18 protein-coding genes and 2 pseudogenes are annotated in these 18,867 nt (G+C 63.1%); 7 read left to right on the top strand and 13 right to left on the bottom strand.

What is annotated here, in order from left to right:
* Positions 1–19: 19 nt before the first annotated feature.
* The gene (locus HGB39_RS35040) at positions 20–460 is read left to right on the top strand and encodes a DUF1931 family protein (RefSeq protein WP_005259205.1); all 441 of its coding nucleotides are present in this window, start codon (positions 20–22) and stop codon (positions 458–460) included.
* Between the two features lie 185 nt (positions 461–645).
* Here the strand turns inward: HGB39_RS35040 and HGB39_RS40415 are convergent, their stop codons facing one another.
* The 8 genes and pseudogenes from HGB39_RS40415 to HGB39_RS35000 all read right to left on the bottom strand — a co-directional run bounded on the left by HGB39_RS40415 (position 646) and on the right by HGB39_RS35000 (position 7,155).
* Positions 646–834 (bottom strand): hypothetical protein, encoded by a 189-nt coding sequence (locus HGB39_RS40415; protein ID WP_100229377.1) that lies wholly within the window; start codon positions 832–834, stop codon positions 646–648.
* A 17-nt stretch (positions 835–851) separates the two neighbouring features.
* Positions 852–1,076, bottom strand: a pseudogene (locus HGB39_RS35030) (transposase); the annotation flags it as partial.
* Positions 1,077–1,091: 15 nt separating this feature from the next.
* On the bottom strand, positions 1,092–1,442 hold the full coding sequence (locus HGB39_RS35025; RefSeq protein ID WP_005568200.1) for a nicotinate phosphoribosyltransferase: 351 nt from the start codon (positions 1,440–1,442) through the stop codon (positions 1,092–1,094).
* A 158-nt stretch (positions 1,443–1,600) separates the two neighbouring features.
* Positions 1,601–3,238: a flavin-containing monooxygenase gene (locus HGB39_RS35020; RefSeq protein WP_005568202.1), complete on the bottom strand. Its 1,638-nt coding sequence runs from the start codon at positions 3,236–3,238 to the stop codon at positions 1,601–1,603.
* 504 nt (positions 3,239–3,742) lie between these two features.
* Positions 3,743–4,059: pseudogene (locus tag HGB39_RS39300) on the bottom strand (IS30 family transposase); the annotation flags it as partial.
* Between the two features lie 231 nt (positions 4,060–4,290).
* Positions 4,291–5,190 (bottom strand): crotonase/enoyl-CoA hydratase family protein, encoded by a 900-nt coding sequence (locus HGB39_RS35010; RefSeq protein ID WP_005568205.1) that lies wholly within the window; start codon positions 5,188–5,190, stop codon positions 4,291–4,293.
* On the bottom strand, positions 5,187–6,173 hold the full coding sequence (locus HGB39_RS35005) for an NAD(P)H-dependent flavin oxidoreductase (protein ID WP_005568207.1): 987 nt from the start codon (positions 6,171–6,173) through the stop codon (positions 5,187–5,189). The genes HGB39_RS35010 and HGB39_RS35005 overlap by 4 nt, the downstream gene beginning before the upstream one ends.
* 82 nt (positions 6,174–6,255) lie before the next feature.
* Positions 6,256–7,155: an SMP-30/gluconolactonase/LRE family protein gene (locus HGB39_RS35000; protein ID WP_005256223.1), complete on the bottom strand. Its 900-nt coding sequence runs from the start codon at positions 7,153–7,155 to the stop codon at positions 6,256–6,258.
* A gap of 260 nt (positions 7,156–7,415) precedes the next feature.
* Between HGB39_RS35000 and HGB39_RS34995 the strand changes: the two genes are divergently transcribed.
* The gene (locus tag HGB39_RS34995) at positions 7,416–9,062 is read left to right on the top strand and encodes a long-chain fatty acid--CoA ligase (protein ID WP_039951091.1); all 1,647 of its coding nucleotides are present in this window, start codon (positions 7,416–7,418) and stop codon (positions 9,060–9,062) included.
* Positions 9,063–9,152: 90 nt separating this feature from the next.
* A complete protein-coding gene (locus HGB39_RS34990) occupies positions 9,153–10,979 on the top strand; it encodes a sigma-54-dependent Fis family transcriptional regulator (protein ID WP_210753175.1) in 1,827 nt (608 codons plus the stop codon).
* Positions 10,980–11,019: 40 nt separating this feature from the next.
* On the opposite strand, the gene nudC is transcribed toward HGB39_RS34990, so the two are convergent.
* The 3 genes from nudC to HGB39_RS34975 all read right to left on the bottom strand — a co-directional run bounded on the left by nudC (position 11,020) and on the right by HGB39_RS34975 (position 13,137).
* Positions 11,020–11,946 carry an NAD(+) diphosphatase gene (nudC, locus tag HGB39_RS34985; protein WP_005568214.1) on the bottom strand — a complete coding sequence of 309 codons (927 nt, stop codon included), beginning with the start codon at positions 11,944–11,946 and terminating at the stop codon, positions 11,020–11,022.
* A 73-nt stretch (positions 11,947–12,019) separates the two neighbouring features.
* Positions 12,020–12,322 (bottom strand): Dabb family protein, encoded by a 303-nt coding sequence (locus HGB39_RS34980; RefSeq protein ID WP_005568216.1) that lies wholly within the window; start codon positions 12,320–12,322, stop codon positions 12,020–12,022.
* A gap of 71 nt (positions 12,323–12,393) precedes the next feature.
* On the bottom strand, positions 12,394–13,137 hold the full coding sequence (locus HGB39_RS34975; protein WP_005568219.1) for an alpha/beta fold hydrolase: 744 nt from the start codon (positions 13,135–13,137) through the stop codon (positions 12,394–12,396).
* Between the two features lie 227 nt (positions 13,138–13,364).
* Between HGB39_RS34975 and lipP1 the strand changes: the two genes are divergently transcribed.
* Entirely contained in the window at positions 13,365–14,297 is a 933-nt protein-coding gene (gene lipP1 / locus HGB39_RS34970; RefSeq protein WP_043790501.1) for a LipP1 family hormone-sensitive lipase, read from the top strand.
* 24 nt (positions 14,298–14,321) lie between these two features.
* Here lipP1 and HGB39_RS34965 read toward each other — a convergent pair whose 3' ends face one another.
* Positions 14,322–15,026, bottom strand: coding sequence for an IclR family transcriptional regulator (locus tag HGB39_RS34965; RefSeq protein ID WP_005568223.1), 705 nt, complete (start codon positions 15,024–15,026; stop codon positions 14,322–14,324).
* Positions 15,027–15,193: 167 nt separating this feature from the next.
* Here HGB39_RS34965 and HGB39_RS34960 point away from each other — a divergent pair, with 167 nt between their 5' ends.
* From HGB39_RS34960 to HGB39_RS34950, 3 genes are read left to right on the top strand one after another with little or no spacing between them, the layout of a single operon-like run.
* Complete coding sequence (locus tag HGB39_RS34960) at positions 15,194–15,712, top strand: CoA transferase (protein ID WP_005568225.1); 519 nt, start codon at positions 15,194–15,196, stop codon at positions 15,710–15,712.
* A 14-nt stretch (positions 15,713–15,726) separates the two neighbouring features.
* Positions 15,727–16,872: an acyl-CoA dehydrogenase family protein gene (locus HGB39_RS34955; protein WP_005256198.1), complete on the top strand. Its 1,146-nt coding sequence runs from the start codon at positions 15,727–15,729 to the stop codon at positions 16,870–16,872.
* Complete coding sequence (locus HGB39_RS34950; RefSeq protein WP_005568226.1) at positions 16,872–17,900, top strand: acyl-CoA dehydrogenase family protein; 1,029 nt, start codon at positions 16,872–16,874, stop codon at positions 17,898–17,900. Before HGB39_RS34955 ends, HGB39_RS34950 begins: the two co-directional genes overlap by 1 nt.
* Before the next feature lie 111 nt (positions 17,901–18,011).
* On the opposite strand, the gene HGB39_RS34945 is transcribed toward HGB39_RS34950, so the two are convergent.
* The gene (locus tag HGB39_RS34945; protein WP_064079804.1) at positions 18,012–18,812 is read right to left on the bottom strand and encodes a crotonase/enoyl-CoA hydratase family protein; all 801 of its coding nucleotides are present in this window, start codon (positions 18,810–18,812) and stop codon (positions 18,012–18,014) included.
* Positions 18,813–18,867 lie beyond the last annotated feature (55 nt).

Below are 18,867 nucleotides of genomic sequence, written 5' to 3'. Positions count from 1 at the left end.
AGCTGACGACATGCCAGTGATGGGCACCGTGAAATTTCAGCGGTTCTTCCGGGCAGCGGCTGGACTGCAGGTCGACCGGAACGACCTCAAGCGCTATACGGATTTCATCGACGACAAGATCTACGACATGATCCTCATCGGCAAAGCCTCGGCCAAGGCCAACCTGCGGGACGTGATCGAACCGTGGGACCTGCCGATCACCAAGGGGCTGCAGGAGAGCATCCACCGGTTCGAAAAACTGGACGAGGAGATCGAACTTCAACCTCTGCTCGACCAACTGACGGCCCGCCCACCGTTGGACGTGGCCCTCTCCGAGGAGACCGAGCAGCGACTGCCGCTGATCGCCGGAGGCTTGAGCGTGGCGCTGGCGCATACCTTTGTCACGGTCGAGCCGGACCGCAAGAACCCCGGCACCGCCGAATGGAACGTTGCCTTCGACATCTTCCATCTACTGCTCTGACCCCGGACCGGCGGTCCGGGGTCAGAGCAGTAGATCGCCGGGACGCGATAAGGAACTCGTCCGAAGTCACGTATTACCGGTCGTCGACCACCACACCGTGTGATCGTACGGTGCAGATTTTCATAGATGATTGAGCATCAGCGGCCACCGCGCTGTCTGTCCTTCCTCGTTCTGGACGCTTCCGGTCATGGTTGAGGGGTCCGTTCGGGGGCGTGGTGGTCACAACACCGTGAACCGTGCCGGATTCTTGCCGTGCCGGAACGGCCCGAAGGGATATCGGACCTCGTCCCACGTGGAGGCGGCAGTGGCGGGCGCCGCAGGGCGGCGACCAGACCGGCGTGCTGATCGCTGATGATCAGTCGGACACCGGACAAGTCGCGTTTCTTCAGCGAAGCGAGGAAGCCTCGGACCCGTTGCGTTCGGTCGTGCGGGCCTCGGTGCGTTCACAGCGGCCGGCGCCGATCTGTTCGGTGGCTTCGGTTTCGATCAGTTCCTGCATCACCATCCGGACCGACTCACGGATCAGATTCACTCCGTCTCCGGTGCGGAACTCGTCGAGTAGCTCGGACAGGTCAGACTCTACGTCGGAGCCGCGCCGCTCAGCCCCAAACCCCACCACTCCACGGGACGCCTACCCGCTCAGCAGGATGTTCTCCCCCGGCGCGATCGACTCCCGCGGCACCGTCTGATACTCACCCTGCGACAGTCGCAACCCGAGGCGGCCACGCTCGGACCCCTTCATCGCATCCCCGGTCGGCGCCTTCGCGATGACCCGCCACTCACCATTGACACACACCGCGGATGCCTTCTGCCCGAAGTTCATCGTGTCGCGGTTGCAGTGCTGCAACAGGCCGCCGCCCATACCGGGGATCGCGTTCTCCGCTGAGAAACCGCGGCGCTCGAGCTCGGCATACACAAGTTCTAACGGCAGTTGCGCCGCTTTGGGGCCATTGTCGACGAGCGGACGCCGGACGGTCGTCATGCCCGCGGCTCGCGCGCGTCGAGGGCGAGCAGGTCGGATGCCGCGACAACCGCCATCATCGGAACTCATTGGCAGGATGTGAGGGCCGCCGGACCCTGCGCCTGACGATTTCCGCGCGATCCGCTGTCGGTCGACCTGTCCGCCGTTCGCGCACGTCATCAGGACAGTGTGAATGCCTTGTACCCGGCCGCGACGTTTTCCTCCCAGTGGTCGAAGTAGGAAGGAAGGCCGCCAGAGTAGTTGAGCATCTGGCTCGGTTTACCGGGAATGTTTGCCCCGTGATACCAAGACTTGGCCCGCGGAAAGAGCGACATGTGGAAGACTTCCTCCACGTGCGCCGTCCATGATTGCTCTGCGTCCTCGCTGGTCTCGAACCGCTGGTATCCGCCGTCGCGAACGTGGGTCAGGAAGTCGACAACGATCTCTCCCTGTACCTCCGCGCATGTGGGCCCGTTGCAGAATCCGGCTGGGCTCTGCGGGCCGTACACGAACATCAGGTTGGGGAATCCCGCAGTGGTGAGTCCCATGAAGGTATCGAGCCGCTCGGACCACTTGTGGCTCAACAGTTGATCATTGGTGCCTCGGATATCGATCGACGTGATGCCACCTCGGTTCGCGTCGAAACCTGTGGCAAAGACCAGGATGTCGAACTCGCGCAGACCGGACTTGGTCTGGACACCCGCCGGGGTGATCCGCTCGATCGGATCCTCGTTGACGTCGACGATGTCGACGTTCTCCTGGTTCACCACATCATAGAAGTTCTGCTCCAGCGAGGGTCGCTTCGTCCCGAACGGATGGGGCGGATCCATCGGGGCAAGCTTCTCAGCCTTGACCGGATCGGTGACGCGCTGATGGACCTTGTTGCGCCAGAAGTCGTACATGGTGCGGTTCGCGCGTTCATCGAGCAAGATGTCTTGATAGTTGGCGAGCCACAGCTCGAAACCGCCTGTGGCCCACATTCGTTCGTAAGTGTCAGCCCGCTCCTCGTCCGAGACTTCGAACACGCTCTTCGGGATGAAGTCCATGTCGAATCCGGCAAACGACCTCCGGCGCTGGGCGAATCGCTCGGGAAGGTTTTCCTTCAGCTTCTCCTTGAGCTGGCCTGTCAACTGTTGCTGCCGCATCGGCAGCGCAAGGTTCGGCGTCCGCTGGAAGATTGTGATCTGTTCGGCGTCCGCGGCGGCCTCCTGGGTGACCTGAACGCCACTCGACCCGGTGCCGATGATCCCCACACGTTTGCCGGCCATGTCCAGACCTTCTTGGGGCCACAACGCGGTATGGTGAGAATCACCTGCAAAGCTGTTGAGCCCGTTGATGCTGGGAATGTACGGCTTGGCACCGAATCCAGTGCAGATCACCACAGACCTGGCACGCAGCATCCGGCCCGTGGAGGTACGCACTGTCCATTGGTTCCGCTCGCCGTCGAAGTCCGCAGACGTCACCCGCGTACTGAAGATGATGTCTCGAGACAGATCGAGCTTGCGGTCGACGTATGCAAAATAGTCGCGCACACCGGACCACGACGGGTAGAGCTCATCGTAACTCCAGTCCTTCCACAGGTCCTCGCGTGAGTACTGATAGATCTGTCCGGTGCTGTCGGTTCGAGCACCCGGGTAGCAATTCCAGTACCAGATGCCCCCCAGCGAGTCACCGGCTTCGACAACCTTCACCGAAAATCCGCGTGAACGAAGTTGATCGAGTTGATACAGACCCGCGAAGCCGCCTCCGACGACGAGGACGTCCAAGACGCCGCTCGTCTCGTCGAGTTCCCTTGGATCGATCGATATCGTGGCCATGTTGCCTCCTTGAGTGAAATGCCCGGGACCCGCGCCGAGGAGCAGATCGATATGTGCCAGTCCGGCCCGTTCGTATGACCGACATCACATACGCTAGGGCCGTTCGAGAACCTGGGACTGTCCGATATCGATCCACCAGACACCCGAAGGGCGCCAGGCACACGTGCACTACGCCTCGCGTGGCGAACGGCCAATTCATCGGACGGCATCCACCATGCAACTACAGCAACATCTTTTGACCGGAACAGGGCCTGAAGCGAATCCGGACACTTCTTCCCAACTCTGCACGTAGAGCATGGAACTCAGCTCCTGTGCCGGCATCCACGCCGACCTCGTGGCACCGTACTTGCCCACCTCACCAGTGAGGGGCAGAACAGCCCTGGCCGAGGTTATGCAGTGGCGAGATGCTCGCTGCGATCGACATGACCGAGACATCGGGTGGATCAAATCTGGTCACTGAAGACGACCGGGCGGATTCGAGTGGCCGTCGCAACGCTTGCGCAATCATTGTGGCAGTCGAGCGGCGAAAGCCGTTGCCGGTGTGGCCCAGTGCAAGCTCTTGCGCGGCCGAGTGTTGAGAAGGTCCTAGACCCGTCGATGGCGTAGGTGCGCAAGTCGGTGCTCTTGGGAAAGTACTGGCGAACCAAGCCGTTCGTGTTCTCGTTGGTACCGCGTTGCCACGGACTTCCGGGTCGGCGACATAGATGCCTTCGTCAATGAGGTGGGCAAGAAGATCAGTGGCGAGCCGTCTCGCTGCCCTGATCCCAGGTCAAGGTGCGCCGCGCGATCGGCGGCAGGTCGCCGACCGCGGTGGCCAAGGCCGCGGCGAAGTCCTCACCCCTGCGGCGATCGGGCACATGCACCAGGCGGACGAAAGGAGAGAGACGCCGGGTTCGCGCGGCCATCGGCACTGCGGAACTACCCCGGTCACAGCTGATCGGCCACCCGTGGGATCGTCGACACTGCTGGGATTTCGTTGGCCCGTAGACCGTGACGATGAATGGTTCTACCCGTATTCCGCGAGCGACATCACAGCCTATGTCTCAGCGGCGCTACCGCTCTATCCAGTCGGTGTAGAAGTCAGGAAGGTCGGTTGATACGCGTCCCTTGAACTGGGGCTTCCTCTTCTCTCGGAATGCTTGGACACCTTCTCTTCCATCTCCGATACTGGTGTAGAACATGGCGAGTGAGTCGATGCGGTGAGCCTCGGCGGGGTGATCGAGAAGCGCGTTGCGGTACATCATCTGCCGGGTCAGGGCGGTCGCGACACGCGACCGACCGCGAGTGAAGCGATGTGCCAGTGCAAGCGCTGCATCGAGAAGTTCGTCCGGCGAGTGGACCGAGCGAACCAGGCCGATGTCGGCCGCGTCGGCCGCGTCGAGGATGTCGGCGGAGTACACGAGGTCGAGCGCGGTGTCGAGTCCGACGATCCTCGTCAGGAACCAGGTCGAGGCTGCTTCGGGCGTGATCCCGAGGCGGCCGAAGACAAACCCGAATCGTGCTGCTGTGGAGGCGAGTCGGGCGTCCGTGGACAAGGTCAGGGTGGCTCCGATGCCCACGGCGGGGCCGTTGACGGCGGCGATCACGGGTTTGAGGCAGTCGAACACCGCAAGGGTGACCCGACCGCCGGTGTCGCGGACGCCGCGGGCAATGATCGGGTCCTGCAAGTCCCCCATATCGTGGAGGGTCGGCTCCAATGTCTCGTCGAGGCCGAACACGTTGCCGTCGGTCGTGAGATCCATACCGGCGCAAAAGGCACGGCCCGAGCCGGTCACCACCACGGCGTTGACGTCGTCGTCGTCATTGACGGCCCGGAAGAGGTGCTCGAGCTCATCAGCCATGGTGATGGTGAAGGCGTTGAGCGACTCCGGTCGATTCAGCGTCACGATGAGCACGCCGTCGCGCAGCTCGAGGGCGATCGTCTCGTACTGGGCATCCACGGTGCGGATCATCTGATGGCACCCGTAAGTTGGGGAAGTCTGTTCACGATCAGATCATGGGCTTGGTTGACCGTGCTGGTCACGATCTCCTCGCAGGTGAGGATCTCGTCGATCAGTCCCTGTGATTGCCCGGCCCACCACAAGCCGGCATCCACGTCACCGCCGGCCAGAACCTTCTGGCGACCGCGCACCCCGGAGGCCAGATCGGCGACGTCGTCGAATGTTGCGTTCGGAAGCGCCGAGATCTCGGAAATTCTCTCCGAGATGGAGTTACGGGCGACGCGGGCGGTGTTGTTGAACTCTCGGAACACCAGTTGCGTGGATCGTTCGTCGTTGAAGGTGATTTGGCGTTTGACGTTCTCGTGGACTGTCGCCTCTGTGCTGGCGACGAATCTGGTTCCCATGTTGATTGCGCTGGCCCCCAATGCCAGAGCCGCCGCCAGGCCGGCACCGTCGGCGAATCCGCCGCTGGCGATGACTGGGATCGGCAGTTTGCGGGTGGCGGCAGGGATCAGGACGAGACCGGGGACGTCGTCGTTTCCTGGATGGCCTGCACATTCGAACCCGTCGATGCTGACCGCGTCGACTCCAAGCTTCTCCGCCTTCAGCGCGTGGCGCACGGAGACGGCCTTGTGGATTACCTTGATGCCGGCGGCGGCGAAGGCGTGCAGATGGGGAGCGGGGTTGCTACCCGCCGTTTCGACGATGCCCACGCCGGAGTCGATGATGGCAGCGCGGTAGTCCTCGTAGGGAACAGGTTTGAGGGTTGGCAGGATCGTCAGGTTGACACCGAAGGGTCGGTCGGTCATGGACCGACATCTTGCGATCTCCTCGGCCAAGGCTTCGGGTGTCGGCTGGGAGAGAGCGGAGAGGAATCCGAGAGCACCCGCGTTTGCGACGGCGGCGATGAGGTCGGCAGTGCCGACCGCAGTCATGCCGCCACAGACGACGGGATGCTCCACGTCGAAGATCCGTGTGAAGGAGGTAGTGAACACCCCGGGGCTCCTTGGTCAGTTGAAATGTGAGATCAACGCCGGACCCGCTGTGGGAGACGGTTCCGCCGCGGGATCCGGAGGGTCAGGGGCGTCCGGCGTGTGGTACGTCCACTTCGGTGGCGAGCATGCGCCCCAGCCGGGTTGCGGTGCGTTCGGTCTCGTCGAAATTCGGTGCGACGCACAAGAACAGGGTGCGCCCGTCGTCGCCGCCGAGCGCGACGGCGAACACCCCGTCGGGTGCGGTGCTGACCTCGTCGAGGATTTCGCCGCCCTTGGCGATCCGCACCGCTCGGTTGTTCCCGGCATCGGCAATCCACACGGCGCCTTCGGCGTCCAGGGTCAGACCGTCGGGCACGATCGTGGCGGCCTCGAGTCGTGTGCCGACGTCGGGCTCGGCACCGAGATCTCCGTAGCCGGCCCATTCGATTCGCTCGCCGAGCGTGCCGTCCGGGTGGATGTCGAATGCCGAGATCCGATTGCCGAACAATTCGTTGACCAGCAGGGTTGAACCATCGGGAGTGATGACCATGCCGTTGGGGAATGACAGTCCGTCGGCGACGATCGAGGCGCTTCCGTCGGTGTCGACGAGGACGACAGTTGTGTGCTCGTGTGGCGCCCCACCCATGAGGTCGAATCCGAAGTTGCCCACGTAGGCCCTTCCCTGGGCGTCGACGACCATGTCGTTGGCGTGGCCACCGCATAGGTCGCGGATGTCGGCATGCTCGACGAGTGTGCCGTCCGACTCTTGACGCAGCACCTTGCGGTCCTTCATCGACACGATCAGCAACCGCCCGTCCGGCAGCCAACCGAGCCCAGAGGGTTGGTGCGGGACCGTCGCGACCAGTTCGATGCTGCCGTCGGCGTTCACGGCATTCACGGTGTGGGTGTAGAAGTCCGCAAACCAGAGACGTCCGTCATGCCAGCGGGGGCCCTCGAGGTACGAGTAGCCGTCGACAATGGTTCGCAGCGTGTATTCGGTCATGGTTGTGCCCCTTTAGATTTGGAGTCGTTTCGGGCTCGGCATTTCAAACCCGCGGTTTCCACCACTGTTGTCGGCTGAGTGATCAAACGAATGTCCGAAAATGCAACACCACGTTGAGGCAAGGGATGACTCGTTATAGGACACCTTGTGCCTGACGGGGGGTACAGGATCGGCCTATTACGTGGTCGCAGAGTTGGCATCCATCGAGGACCCGACTTGGAGCGATCTGATGAAAGGCGGTAGGACCGGTGGATGGGCTGATGATGAGTAGTCAATTGTCGGTGGCGAGGCTGCTGTGGCGCGCCGAGAACGTGAATGGCGCTCGGATCAACACGGCCTGGACTTCGGACGGGGTTCGCAGTTTCACGTACCGGGACCTGGTCTCCGACGTGAGGGATCTGGCCGGTGCGCTCGCATCGATCGGCGTGAAACGCGGGTCCCGAATCGCAACCATGGCGTGGAATACCCGTCAGCACCTGGCGGCATACTTCGCGGTCCCAGCGCTCGGGGCCGTCCTGCACACGGTAAATCACCGCATGCCGGTCGAACACATGGCCTATACGATCAACCATGTTTCAGATGAGGTTCTGATCGTCGACGAGGATCTCCTCCCGTCGGTAGAGGCGATGCGTGGTCGGATTCCCACGGTTCGTCACCTCGTCGTTGTGGGCGAACCCGGTGCGATCGATGGCTTCGACCAGGTCATTCCCTATGATCAGTTCGTTTCAGGTGCATCCACCCACGGGTCCTTCCAGGAGGTCGACGAAAACACTGCGGCGTCGATCTGCTTCACCTCGGGCACGACCGGGTTGCCCAAGGGCGTCGTCTACAGCCACCGGAGCATCGTGCTCCACGCCATGGCGATCAGCACCAAGGGCGGAGTCGAGATCGACGCAGAGCGGGCCTACCTGCTCGCCACCCAGATGTCGCACGTCAACGGCTGGGGTGTCCCCTACGCGGCGGCGCTCCAGGGCGCACGTCTGGTGCTGCCCGGACCGCACCCCACACCCGAGCGGTTCCTGGACTTGATCCATGGCGAACGGCCCGACACCTTCGTCGGCTCGCCGACGGTCGCCGCCCTCATGCGCGACGAGCACCTACGCCGTAACTGCGGCTACGACCTCTCGGAGCTGAAGACGATGTGGCTCGGAGGGCAGGTGCCGCCGGTCGCGCTGGCGCGGTGGTGGGCTGAGCAAGGCGCCCGCGTCGTAAATGGATGGGGAATGACCGAGACATCTCCGATGGGCACGTTCTCCCCCGGCGGCTCGATGCAGGGCAGGCCACTGCCGTTGTTCGAGCTCCGCGTCGTGGACGAATCCGGCTCACCACAACACTGGGATGGTCAGACCGTCGGCGAACTGGAAGTACGTTCGCCGTGGGTCGCCCGGGAATACCTGGACGATCCACGAACGCCGGACAGCTTTCGAGACGGCTGGCTCCGCACCGGCGATGTGGCGACCGTTCACCCAGATGCCGGCCTGCAGATCAAAGACCGCGAAAAGGACCTCGTCAAGAGCGGTGGGGAGTGGATCTCCTCGGTAGACCTCGAGAATGCGCTCATGCTTCATCCTGCTGTCTCGGAGGCCGCCGTCATCGCCATACCGGACGACACATGGCAGGAACGCCCCCTCGCGTGGCTCCGGCTGGACGCCGACGTGACCGACGAGGAGCTCCGGACGTTCCTGGCGACAACACTCCCCCGATTCTGGCTGCCCGATCGTTTCGTGAGAGTCGATGAGATCCCCAAGACTGCAATGGGCAAGATCGACAAAGCCGACATCAGACGACAGCATCGGGAAATCACAGGTCAGCCCGCATCGACAGACCAGGCGAGCACAGCCTCCGATGGGCGCGACCACAACGTTGCAGTCATCCCCACCAGGTCCGGTACAACGAGCGGACTGTAGCAAAACGGGACACACCCGAAGATGTGAGCCAGGTTACATTGAAAGGAGGGTCAGCTCGGAAAATCCCCTGACCAGTGATGTAAGGTGGCTATGAGTATCGACAAGGCGGGCCGCGAGCCATTGAATGAACGTGAACGATTCTGGATATCAGCGCCATCACGAGAGAGCCAGGAGTTGAGCGCCCTCCGACCCGAGATCGAGGCGTCATGGCGGCGGTGTGAAGTTATCGGCGTCTCGTCCGGCGATGGCGACCTTCCCTATACGCCGGACGTGGATCGTGACAGCCGGTTGAGGAGAGCCGCCGATCCCGTGATCGACAACCTCGTCCTACACCTGCAGGACGCGCCCGCGACCATCCTGCTGGCCGATTCCGCCGCTCAGATCGTCGACCGCAGGGCGGGCGACGCGGGGTTGCGAGCGCGTTTGGACCGCGCCTACGTGGCACCCGGTTTCCGCTATGCCGAGGAGGACACCGGCACCAACGGGATCGGCACCGCGTTGGAGGAGCGACGACCGTTCCAAGTCAGCGGTGGTGAGCACTTCCGTGAGGCGCTGCAGAGCCTGGCGTGCGTCGGTGTTCCTATCATCCATCCGATCACCCGCACAGTGGAGGGGATCCTCGACATCACCTCCAACCTGTCGGACTCCAACGCGCTGATGGGTGCCCTGGCGCAATCAGCCGTTCGCGAAATTCAGTCGCGCCTCTACGCCGAGTCCTCCGATCGCGAGCAACTGCTTCTCCAGTCCTTCCTGCAGGCCTCTCGACGCGGCTCCTCTGCAGTGGTGTCCTTGAATCAAGATGTCATCATGACCACTCCGATGGCCGCGCAGATCATCGACACGTCCGACCAGGCGCTCTTGTGGGATTGGGCATGCCGAATGCTGTCCGGCCGCGACGAGTTCATCGGGGAAGTCAGACTCGCCGACAACGTCACGGTTTCCGCAACTGCACGTAGAGTCGGAGACTCCCGAACGCCGGCGGGCATCGTCATCGAGATGCGGCCACATCCCCGCGATACGAAGAAGTCGCCCGCCCGTCAATTGGCGTCGGCCTCCTCCGTCGAAAGACGCACGGAGATTGTCAAGATTCCCGGCCGCAGTTTGTCGACGAAGCGACTGCAGACCGAACTCGAGCGACTCGCCGCGATCGACGCACCTGTGCTCGTCACCGGAGAACCCGGCGCCGGCAAGTTCTTTGCCGCGAGCGCCCTCCATCGGATGCAGGATGCGGACGGCCATTTCACCGTGTTCGACGCTGGTACCGCCTCCGTCGACCCCGTCGCGTGGATTGCCGGACTGGTCAATTGGAACAAGGTCGACGGAGCCCTCATCATCCGGCATCTCGATCTCCTGCCGGAACAACTGGTCTCCAACGTCTGCGCGATCCTCAGCGAGGCCGTCGACAATCGCGCTCACATCATTGCCACCGCCGGCGAGGGGGTCCGTCAAGGCCCCGCCGGACGACTGTGCGATCACTTCATGCGCCGCATAGAGATCGATCCACTGCGACTTCGGTCCGAAGATATCGCCGACATCAGTGTCGCCTTACTACGTAAGCACTCCCCGGACCGCAACGGCCTGCGACTGCAACCCACTGCTTTGCAACTGCTGGTCGCGCGGGACTGGCCTGGAAATGTCAGAGAGCTCGAATCGGTTCTGGCGTCCTCGCTCCTGCGGTCGATGGGCTCCGACATCGGAGTGCAGCATCTGCCCGACGGATACCGCGACGGTGATCTACGTCGCCGAAATGCCTCGACCTCACTCGAGTTGGCGGAGCGTGACGCGTTGCTCAGGGCACTCGTCGAGACCGACGGCAACAAACTTCTGGCTGCGCAACGCCTGGGGGTAGCTCGCTCCACCCTCTACCGCAAAATGCGTGCCCTGGGAATCGACGGAAGCCGGTTCCTTCCGCAGTAGTGCCAGTCGATGAGGGGACCGTGCCGATCGAGACAGAGTGTCAATCACCGGCTCGCGCCCAGGTCTCGAGCATGCGCCTCGCAATCGAGACTGCGCCGGGCAACAACACGTGCGCATCCGCCGAGCTCGTCCAATCCCCTGCAGCCAGAGCCTCCCGTACCTCCGCGCGGGTGCACCAGAGAGCTTCGCCGATCTCGCCATCCATGAAGACGAGCTCGTCTCGGGGATCGGCCGTGGCATGGAATCCGAGCATGAGGGAGCGCGGGAAGGGCCAGGGCTGACTTCCGACGTAGACCACGTCGGAGACGACGAGACCGACCTCCTCCGCAACTTCCCGTGCCACACAGCTTTCCAGAGACTCGCCCGCCTCGACGAAGCCCGCCAGCGTCGAGAAGTTCCGTGCCGGCCAGTTCGCCTGACGCGCCAGCAGTACTCGTTCTGCCCCGTCGTGCACCAGACAAATGATCGCGGGATCGGTACGCGGATATTCCTCCCGGCCGCACGCCGTGCACACGCGCATCCAACCACCCGAGGTGATCGTTGTCGGCGCCCCATCCCGCGCGCAGAAATGGGCGTCGTCCTGCCACGTCAGCAATGCCAACGCTGTGACATACCGGTCGGCGTCAGCAGCATCGAGGAGTGCTCCGTGTGAGCGCAGGTCACCGAGTTCGACCTTGGTTCCCGCAGAGGAATTGTCAGCGAGGAACTCGTCCCGCACCGCCCACTCGTGAACCGTGCCACAGACGCCGAGCAGCACGGCGCGCGCGGGAGGCTCGGAGTAGAGGTCGGCGGCCGGTTCCAGCATCAGTTGTCTGTCGACAAGCCGGACCTGACCGCGACCGTTCACGCGAAGTATTCGGGCATCCGGCCACGCCTCCACCCACGCAGCCGCGTCGTCACGCACCGAGACGGGACGGCTCAGGGCACCACGTGACGGGGCCTGCCCGGTGTGTTCGACACTCACCACTGGATCACAACTTTCGGAAACGAGCGACACTGTCGACCGGACCGTCGTTCGACGAAGGACGGTCCGGTCGCGCCTATCGCGAGGCGAATTCGATCTGAACGGACGAATACGATTCGGCCATCACCGAGATGAATTCCTGGACGAGGCGCACATGATCGGGATGTGCCAGGTATGTGCGAAAGTCGGGAACGTCTTCGAAGGTCGCGGAGATTGCGTAGTCGCCGCTGCCGGGCTTGAGGGCCAGATCCCTTCCGTAACGGTATTCCACGACCTCCGGAATCTTCTCCGAGACTGCGCTCAGAGCTTCGTGAAAGGACTCAATGTGCTCGTCACTGATGTCCTGCTTCCATTTGAATGTCACAACGTGATTCAACATGGTGAGAATCCTCCCTGGATTCGTGATTCGAACGTGGCATGGTCGGAACCCGGATTGCGTTCCCGGTCAGATCAGTACAGAGATTGCTCCGACAACGCCACCGTCTCCGGAGCGTTCTCCACCATGGGGTAGTGCCCGGCTTTGCCCCGAACGGTCTTCAGGTTCCCGTTCTTCAAGGCCGCCAACGTGTCCCCGAGGTACTCGGCGGTGACGAACGGGTCGCTCTCACCCACGATCAGGGTGGTAGGCCCTTCGTAGGTGCCCATCCGGTCGAGGAAGTCGGGACTGGTCCAGTTCTTCAGGTAGGACTCCCAGGTTGCCTGGTCCATCGTCGAGCGGTTGCGGTCGACGAGGTTCTTCAGATCTGTCTCGTCGATGTGTGGTGCCAGTGCGCCACGGATGGCTGCACCCGGGTCTGCCCAGGCCCCGGCGAAGGAACCGTAGGTCGCTTCGTCGAGAGGGGTACCTGCCGGGGAGACGGGCGTCAGTGCGACGACCGAGGTCACGCGTTCAGGTGCGAGGGTCGCTACCCGAAGCGCTGTGGTGCCCCCCATCGAATGTCCGAGAACGGAAAAGGTCGACCACCCGAGCTGATCGGCGGCGTCGAGGGCGACCGCGGCCATCCCGTCGATTCCGTCGGCCGGTGCTTCGGGCCGGTTGACCCCGTATCCCGGAAAGTCGAGGTACGCGTAGGTGAAGCGGGACTGATTCGTCCGGGCTCGGGCGGTGAGCCATACGCTGCTGTCCAGCGCCCAGCCGTGCAACACCAGGATCCGATGGTCACCGCTTCCTTCGATCGCTGCAATCGCGTTCACTGCCGTTCCTCTCTGTCGGCGACGCTGAAATTCCAGCCGTCTGTTGATCACTCCGAATCAAACTAGAACCGCAGGGCGTCGGCGTGTCCGATTGTGAAACACACGCCTGTGACACCGGGGGCGCGGATGCGTGTGTGATTTTCGGACACTCCCCGCGCCGAACGCACCCATAGTGTGGCTCCACCTGCCGACTGAACAGACTTGCTCATGACATGAAGGAGAACACCATGGCACTCGATCCTGCGGTCAAGAATTTGATAGACACTTTGAACGAGCAGGGACTGAAGTCGTTCGAGCAGATGAGCATTGCTGAAGTCCGTGAGGTCGTCGAGTCCTTCAGCGGCCTCCAGGCACCGAAGGCGGACGTCGCTCGTGTCGTCAACACGGTCTACCCCGGCCCCGGTGGCGACCAGGCAGTGCGTCTCTACATCCCGGAGTCCGAAACACCTCTGCCGATCGTGGTGTACATCCACGGCGGTGGCTGGGTCGCCGGCAGCCTCGACGTCACCGAGCAGCCATGTCGCGCGCTCGCCGCCGATGCGAAAGTCGTCGTGGCTGCACTGAGTTACCGGCTGGCTCCCGAGCACAAGTTTCCTGCCGCACCCGAAGATGCGTTCGCCGGACTGAACTGGGTCGTCGAGCACGCAGCCGACTTCGGTGGCGACGGCACGCGCGTAGCCGTCATGGGTGACAGCGCCGGAGGCAACCTGGCCGCGGTCACAGCCCTCCGGGCACGCGACACCGGCGCCCCGGCACTGCGCGCTCAGGTATTGATCTATCCGGTCATCGACGGCACGGCACGATTCCCGTCGCGCGAGGAGAACGCCGAGGGGTACTTGGTCACCACGGCAGCCATCGACTGGTTCTGGGAGCAGTACCTGGCCACCCCGGAAGACGCCGAGAATCCGTACGCCTCCCCGGCCAAGGCCGCGGATCTGTCGGGGCTTCCCTCCACTCTGCTGTTGCTCAACGAATACGAGGTCACTCGGGACGAGGGCGTGGACTACGGCCGGAGGTTGGCCGACCAGGGCGTCCCCGTGCAGGTCGAACTGTATGAAGGCCTTGTCCATGCCGTGTACTGGATGACCGGTGCCATTCCGCGCAGCGCTGAACTGCACGGTGCCGTCGTCGAATTCCTCGGCAAGCAGTTCGCCGGCTGACCACGGTGCCCCGGGTCGGCTGCATTACGGCCGTACGCTGCGATCGGACCAACTCCGGGCACCTTGCTCCAAGAGCGCGACCAGCCTGTCGCGCTCCTTCGTGATCACGGTGTGTGGTGCGATGACACCGACGGCGGCGACGGTCTTGCCGTTCTCACGAACCGCGACCGAGACACCGTCGCCGTCGGTCGACTCGTTGGGGGAGGCGCAGATTCCGGTCTGTTCGATCTCCGGTAGGGCAGCGAAGAACCGCTCGACAGTGTCGCGATCCTCGTCGGGCAGAGTCTGGATGTACGCCCAGAGGTCACGCTTCTCCATCCCGGCAAGCAGTATCCAGCCGCCGGAGGTACGGATGAGCGATCGCCTCACGTAGTTCTCGGCGAGGTACGCGAACCGTGGGTCGGAAGAGCAGTAGTCGACGTAGAAGATGTTCGGACCGACGGCGATCGACAGCACGGTCGTCAAGCCGGAACTCGCGTGGACGTCTTCGAGGTCGGCGTGCGTGACCGTCGAGACGGGCTGCCGCCCAGCGAGGCGGTTGAGTAGATACGGGGCACTGCCGAGCGAGTACCGTCGCTCGTGCTCCTCGAGATAACCCGTCGCAACGAGGCCGTTGACGAGACCTTGCGTCGAACTGATCGGCGCGTCGAGCTCTTTGGCCATCCCACTCAAGGTGAGTCCGGTGCGGGATCGGGCTACGAGCTCGAGAATCGCAGCAATGCGGTCCACGGTTCGATGGCGACTGCGGCCTCGAACATTGAGGGCGTCCTCTGGTTGCGTCACGGCACATTCTCCCTACGGGCACTGCTCCATCCGAGCGGTCACCACCACTCTATATTACTTATATCTGTAATCAACTCTTTTATTGCGGAAAACTGCTCCGGCTGACATAGTCCTTGAAGTGCTTCCTGTCACAGCGAAAGAGTCGTTATGCCCCATACGTCATCGCCGACAAGGTCGTCGGGCTCTACATCGTCATCGCCGGCTGCGCCGATCTGGTGAACAACCCCCGCTACGCCTCAGTGAACGACCGCCACACCCACATGGGCGAACTTCTCTCGGCGATCCGTGAGGCCGTCCCGAGCCGGACCACGCGGGAATGGTTGGACTTGTGTCAGACACAGGGAATTCCCGCGTCCGACCTACTCGATCTCGCCCACGCACACGAGAACGCCTACGTCCTGGACCAGGGATTGATCACCAAGCGTGAACACCCCACCGAAGGCGAGTATTACGCCACCCGCACTCCGTTCGCGATGTCGCGCACACCGATTTCGTTCAGCCGACACCCTCCCCTGCTCGGTGAGGACACCTTCACGATCCTCGAAGATCTCGGTTACTCCGCCGACCGCGTCCATGCGCTGGCCGATGCATCCGTCGTGACGGCGACGTCGCCTCAGGCCACCTCCTCCTGAATGGAAGAACCATCATGACCAACCTCAGACTGGTGCCCCCGGTCTCCAGTGACCCACACGCCATGGACGACTTGCGGACCGAAGTCCGTGAGTTTCTTGCCGAGCAACTCAGTGAAGGCAAGATCGGCCGACAGGTCGACTCCTGGTTGACCGGCTGGGACGAAGACTTCACACGTGCATTGGCCGCCCGCGGATGGCTCGGCATGACCGTGCCGGCCGAGTACGGCGGCCACGGCCGCCGCCACCTCGAACGGTTCGTCGTCACCGAAGAGTTGCTCGCCGCTGGCGCCCCCGTCGCCGCCCACTGGATCGCCGACCGGCAGATCGTCCCGTCGCTGCTGAAGTACGGCACCGAAGTCCAGAAGCACAAATTCTTGCCGGCGATCACGCGCGGAGAATGCTATTTCGGTATCGGTATGAGCGAGCCGGATTCCGGGTCCGATTTGGCCAGTGTGCGCACAAAGGCCACCCGCGTGGCCGGAGGGTGGTCCATTACCGGAGTCAAGGTCTGGACCTCCGGTGCTCATCGCGCTGACGCGTTCATCTGCCTTGCCCGCACCGCCCAACTCGATCCGGCACATCGACACGATGGCCTCAGCCAGTTCATCGTCGATCTGCACGCCCCCGGGGTCGACATCCGGCCGATCGTGTCGATGAACGGGCAGCACCACTTCAACGAGGTCCTCCTCGACGAGGTCCTCGTCGAGGACGAGATGGTCTTCGGCACCATCGACAACGGGTGGCAACAGGTCACCTCGGAACTCAGCTTCGAACGCAGCGGCCCGGAGCGATTCCTGTCGACGTTCGTCCTGCTCGCGAAGACCGCCGAACAGATGAAGCAGGGAACCTTGCCGCGGCATTCGAATCTGGGCCGGTATTTCGGACGGATCGCCGGTCTGCACCAGATGTCGACCGCAGTGGCGGGCGCACTCGAGCGCCACGAGCCCGCCGACACCGCCGCAGCCGTGGTCAAGGTCCTCGGGACGTCCACCGAAGGCGACATAGCCGACTTCGCCGACCTCCTCACCGATGAATATTCGCCTACTCGTTACGCCTCGATGCTCGAGGACGCCATCGTCCAACGCCCGGGATTTACTCTGCGGGGCGGCACCAACGAAGTTCTGCGCGGCGTGATCGCGCGGGGATTGGGGATGCGCTGATGCACGCACCAACCACGGTCGACGCGGACCTCACCGACATGATGTCCGCGGTCTTTTCCGCTCACCGGGAACGGAACGGGCCCGAGAACGGTATGGCCACGTGCGATCCCACCCTGTGGGCACAACTCGACGAACTGGGTCTTGTCCGGCTGACCGGCCGCGAAGAGACCGGCGGCAGCGGCGCAGGCTGGTACGAGGCCGCGGAACTCGTGCGCGCCGCGGCATCGCACGGGGTCCGGGTTCCTCTCGCCGAACACGACCTGCTCGCCAGTTGGCTCCTCGAAGAGGCCGGCCTACCGATGGACGATGCGCGCCTCACCGCATGCGTACTCGACGAGAAAGGCGTCGCCCGCGGCGTGCCGTGGGCGTCCCAGGCAGACAAGATCGTCACGGTCTGGCGGAAGAACGACACGTACGTCGTCGCCGACCTCGAGTCAACCTTCTTCGACATCACCTCCGGGTCCAACCTCGCCGACGAACCCCGCGACGTCGTTTCCGCCGACACGATCGCATTGTCGGGCACCCCAGTGTCGGACTCGGTGATCCGACAACTCTTTCTGCGGGGCGCCCTCATCCGAGCGCTGCAGGTGTGTGCCGCCCTCGACCGCATCCTCGATCTCTCCGTCGCCCACACCACCGAGCGAGTGCAATTCGGACGCCCACTGGCCAGATTTCAAGCCGTTCAGAACCTGGTGGCTGACATGGCAGCGGAAGCTTCCCTCGCCCGAACAGCGACCGAAGCAGCACTGACGGAAGCGGTCCGCACGCAGTGGTCGAGTGAGAACCTCGAACTCCTCATTGCCGTCGCCCGGTCATGTGCTGGACACGCGGCATCGGTCGTCGTCCGTAACGCCCACCAGGTGCACGGTGCGATCGGCACCACCCGCGAGCACAGGCTGCACGAATTCACCCAACCCGCCCTGGCGTGGCGCTCGGAATTCGGATCCGTCCACTACTGGGACGACACCTTGACTACCGCCGCTCTCGAAGCAGGTTGCGAGAATATCTGGGGCCTCATCACCCGCTGAAGTGCCCAGGCGCCACCAGAAGGGGCACCAGTTTCGCGAGCAGACCTGAAAGAAGAACTCCGTGGAAGCATCCAATTCGCATCCACGGAGTTCTTCGGTTTCTCGGGCACGTCACTCGCCGGTGAAGGCGGCAGTTCTCTTCTCCATGAAGGCGTTGACTGCCTCCGTGTGATCGGTCGTCTGCTGAACCAGCGCCTGCATGGCAGCGGACAATTCGAGGAGACTGTCGAGGCTTTGATGCTGTCCCTCGCGGAGGAGCCTCTTGGCCATCCGTACCGAGTGTGGCGGATTGGCGGCCACCCGGCCGGCGAGCGCGCGAGCTTCGTCGAGCAGCTTGTCCGGCGCAACGACACTGGAGACCAATCCCCACTCGAGTGCCTTGACCGCGTCGACGCGGTCGCCCGTCAAGATCATCTCTGCCGCCCGCGCCATCCCGACGGCCTTGGGCAGCAGCCACGCGCCACCGTCACCCGGGATGATTCCCAGCTTGACGAAGCTCTCTGCAAAGAAGGCCTTTCCGCTGGCAATGCGAAGGTCGCACATGAGGGCGAGGTCGCATCCGGCACCGATTGCAGGACCGTTCACTGCTGCGATGAGAGGTACGTCGCAGTTGTACATGATTCGCGGAATCCGTTGTATCCCAGCTCTGTAGCCATCCCGCTGTTCGTGAGGCTTCCCCCCGAACAATCCGCGACGATTCGCCATGTCCTTGACATTGCCGCCGGCGGAAAACGTCGAACCGGCACCGGTGACGATGACAGCTCGCACACCGTAGTCGGCATTGACCGCCTCGACGCAGGCGACCAATGCGTCGACCACCTCCATCCCGGAAATAGGATTGCTCTGCGCCGGTCGATTAATCGTCCATGTCTCGATGAACCCGTCGCGTTGGACGAGGACTGGACTATCCATGGGTGTATCTCCCCTAACTTCACTGCGGATCGATCGTTCGACTGGTACCCGACCG

Source organism: Rhodococcus opacus (assembly GCF_012396235.1).
GTDB classification, from domain to species: Bacteria; Actinomycetota; Actinomycetes; order Mycobacteriales; family Mycobacteriaceae; genus Rhodococcus_F; species Rhodococcus_F opacus.
This window is presented reverse-complemented; position numbering and strand designations above follow the sequence as displayed.

Bases quoted from the DNA above. Each gene is read 5' to 3' on its own strand.
- HGB39_RS35020 (WP_005568202.1), bottom strand. From the start codon at position 3,238: ATGGCCACGATATCGATCGATCCAAGGGAACTCGACGAGACGAGCGGC.
- HGB39_RS34955 (WP_005256198.1), top strand. From the start codon at position 15,727: ATGACCAACCTCAGACTGGTGCCCCCGGTCTCCAGTGACCCACACGCC.
- HGB39_RS35025 (WP_005568200.1), bottom strand. From the start codon at position 1,442: ATGACGACCGTCCGGCGTCCGCTCGTCGACAATGGCCCCAAAGCGGCG.
- HGB39_RS35010 (WP_005568205.1), bottom strand. From the start codon at position 5,190: ATGATCCGCACCGTGGATGCCCAGTACGAGACGATCGCCCTCGAGCTG.
- lipP1 (WP_043790501.1), top strand. From the start codon at position 13,365: ATGGCACTCGATCCTGCGGTCAAGAATTTGATAGACACTTTGAACGAG.
- HGB39_RS34990 (WP_210753175.1), top strand. From the start codon at position 9,153: ATGAGTATCGACAAGGCGGGCCGCGAGCCATTGAATGAACGTGAACGA.
- HGB39_RS35040 (WP_005259205.1), top strand. From the start codon at position 20: ATGGGCACCGTGAAATTTCAGCGGTTCTTCCGGGCAGCGGCTGGACTG.
- HGB39_RS34980 (WP_005568216.1), bottom strand. From the start codon at position 12,322: ATGTTGAATCACGTTGTGACATTCAAATGGAAGCAGGACATCAGTGAC.
- HGB39_RS34945 (WP_064079804.1), bottom strand. From the start codon at position 18,812: ATGGATAGTCCAGTCCTCGTCCAACGCGACGGGTTCATCGAGACATGG.
- HGB39_RS35000 (WP_005256223.1), bottom strand. From the start codon at position 7,155: ATGACCGAATACACGCTGCGAACCATTGTCGACGGCTACTCGTACCTC.
- HGB39_RS34995 (WP_039951091.1), top strand. From the start codon at position 7,416: ATGATGAGTAGTCAATTGTCGGTGGCGAGGCTGCTGTGGCGCGCCGAG.
- HGB39_RS34950 (WP_005568226.1), top strand. From the start codon at position 16,872: ATGCACGCACCAACCACGGTCGACGCGGACCTCACCGACATGATGTCC.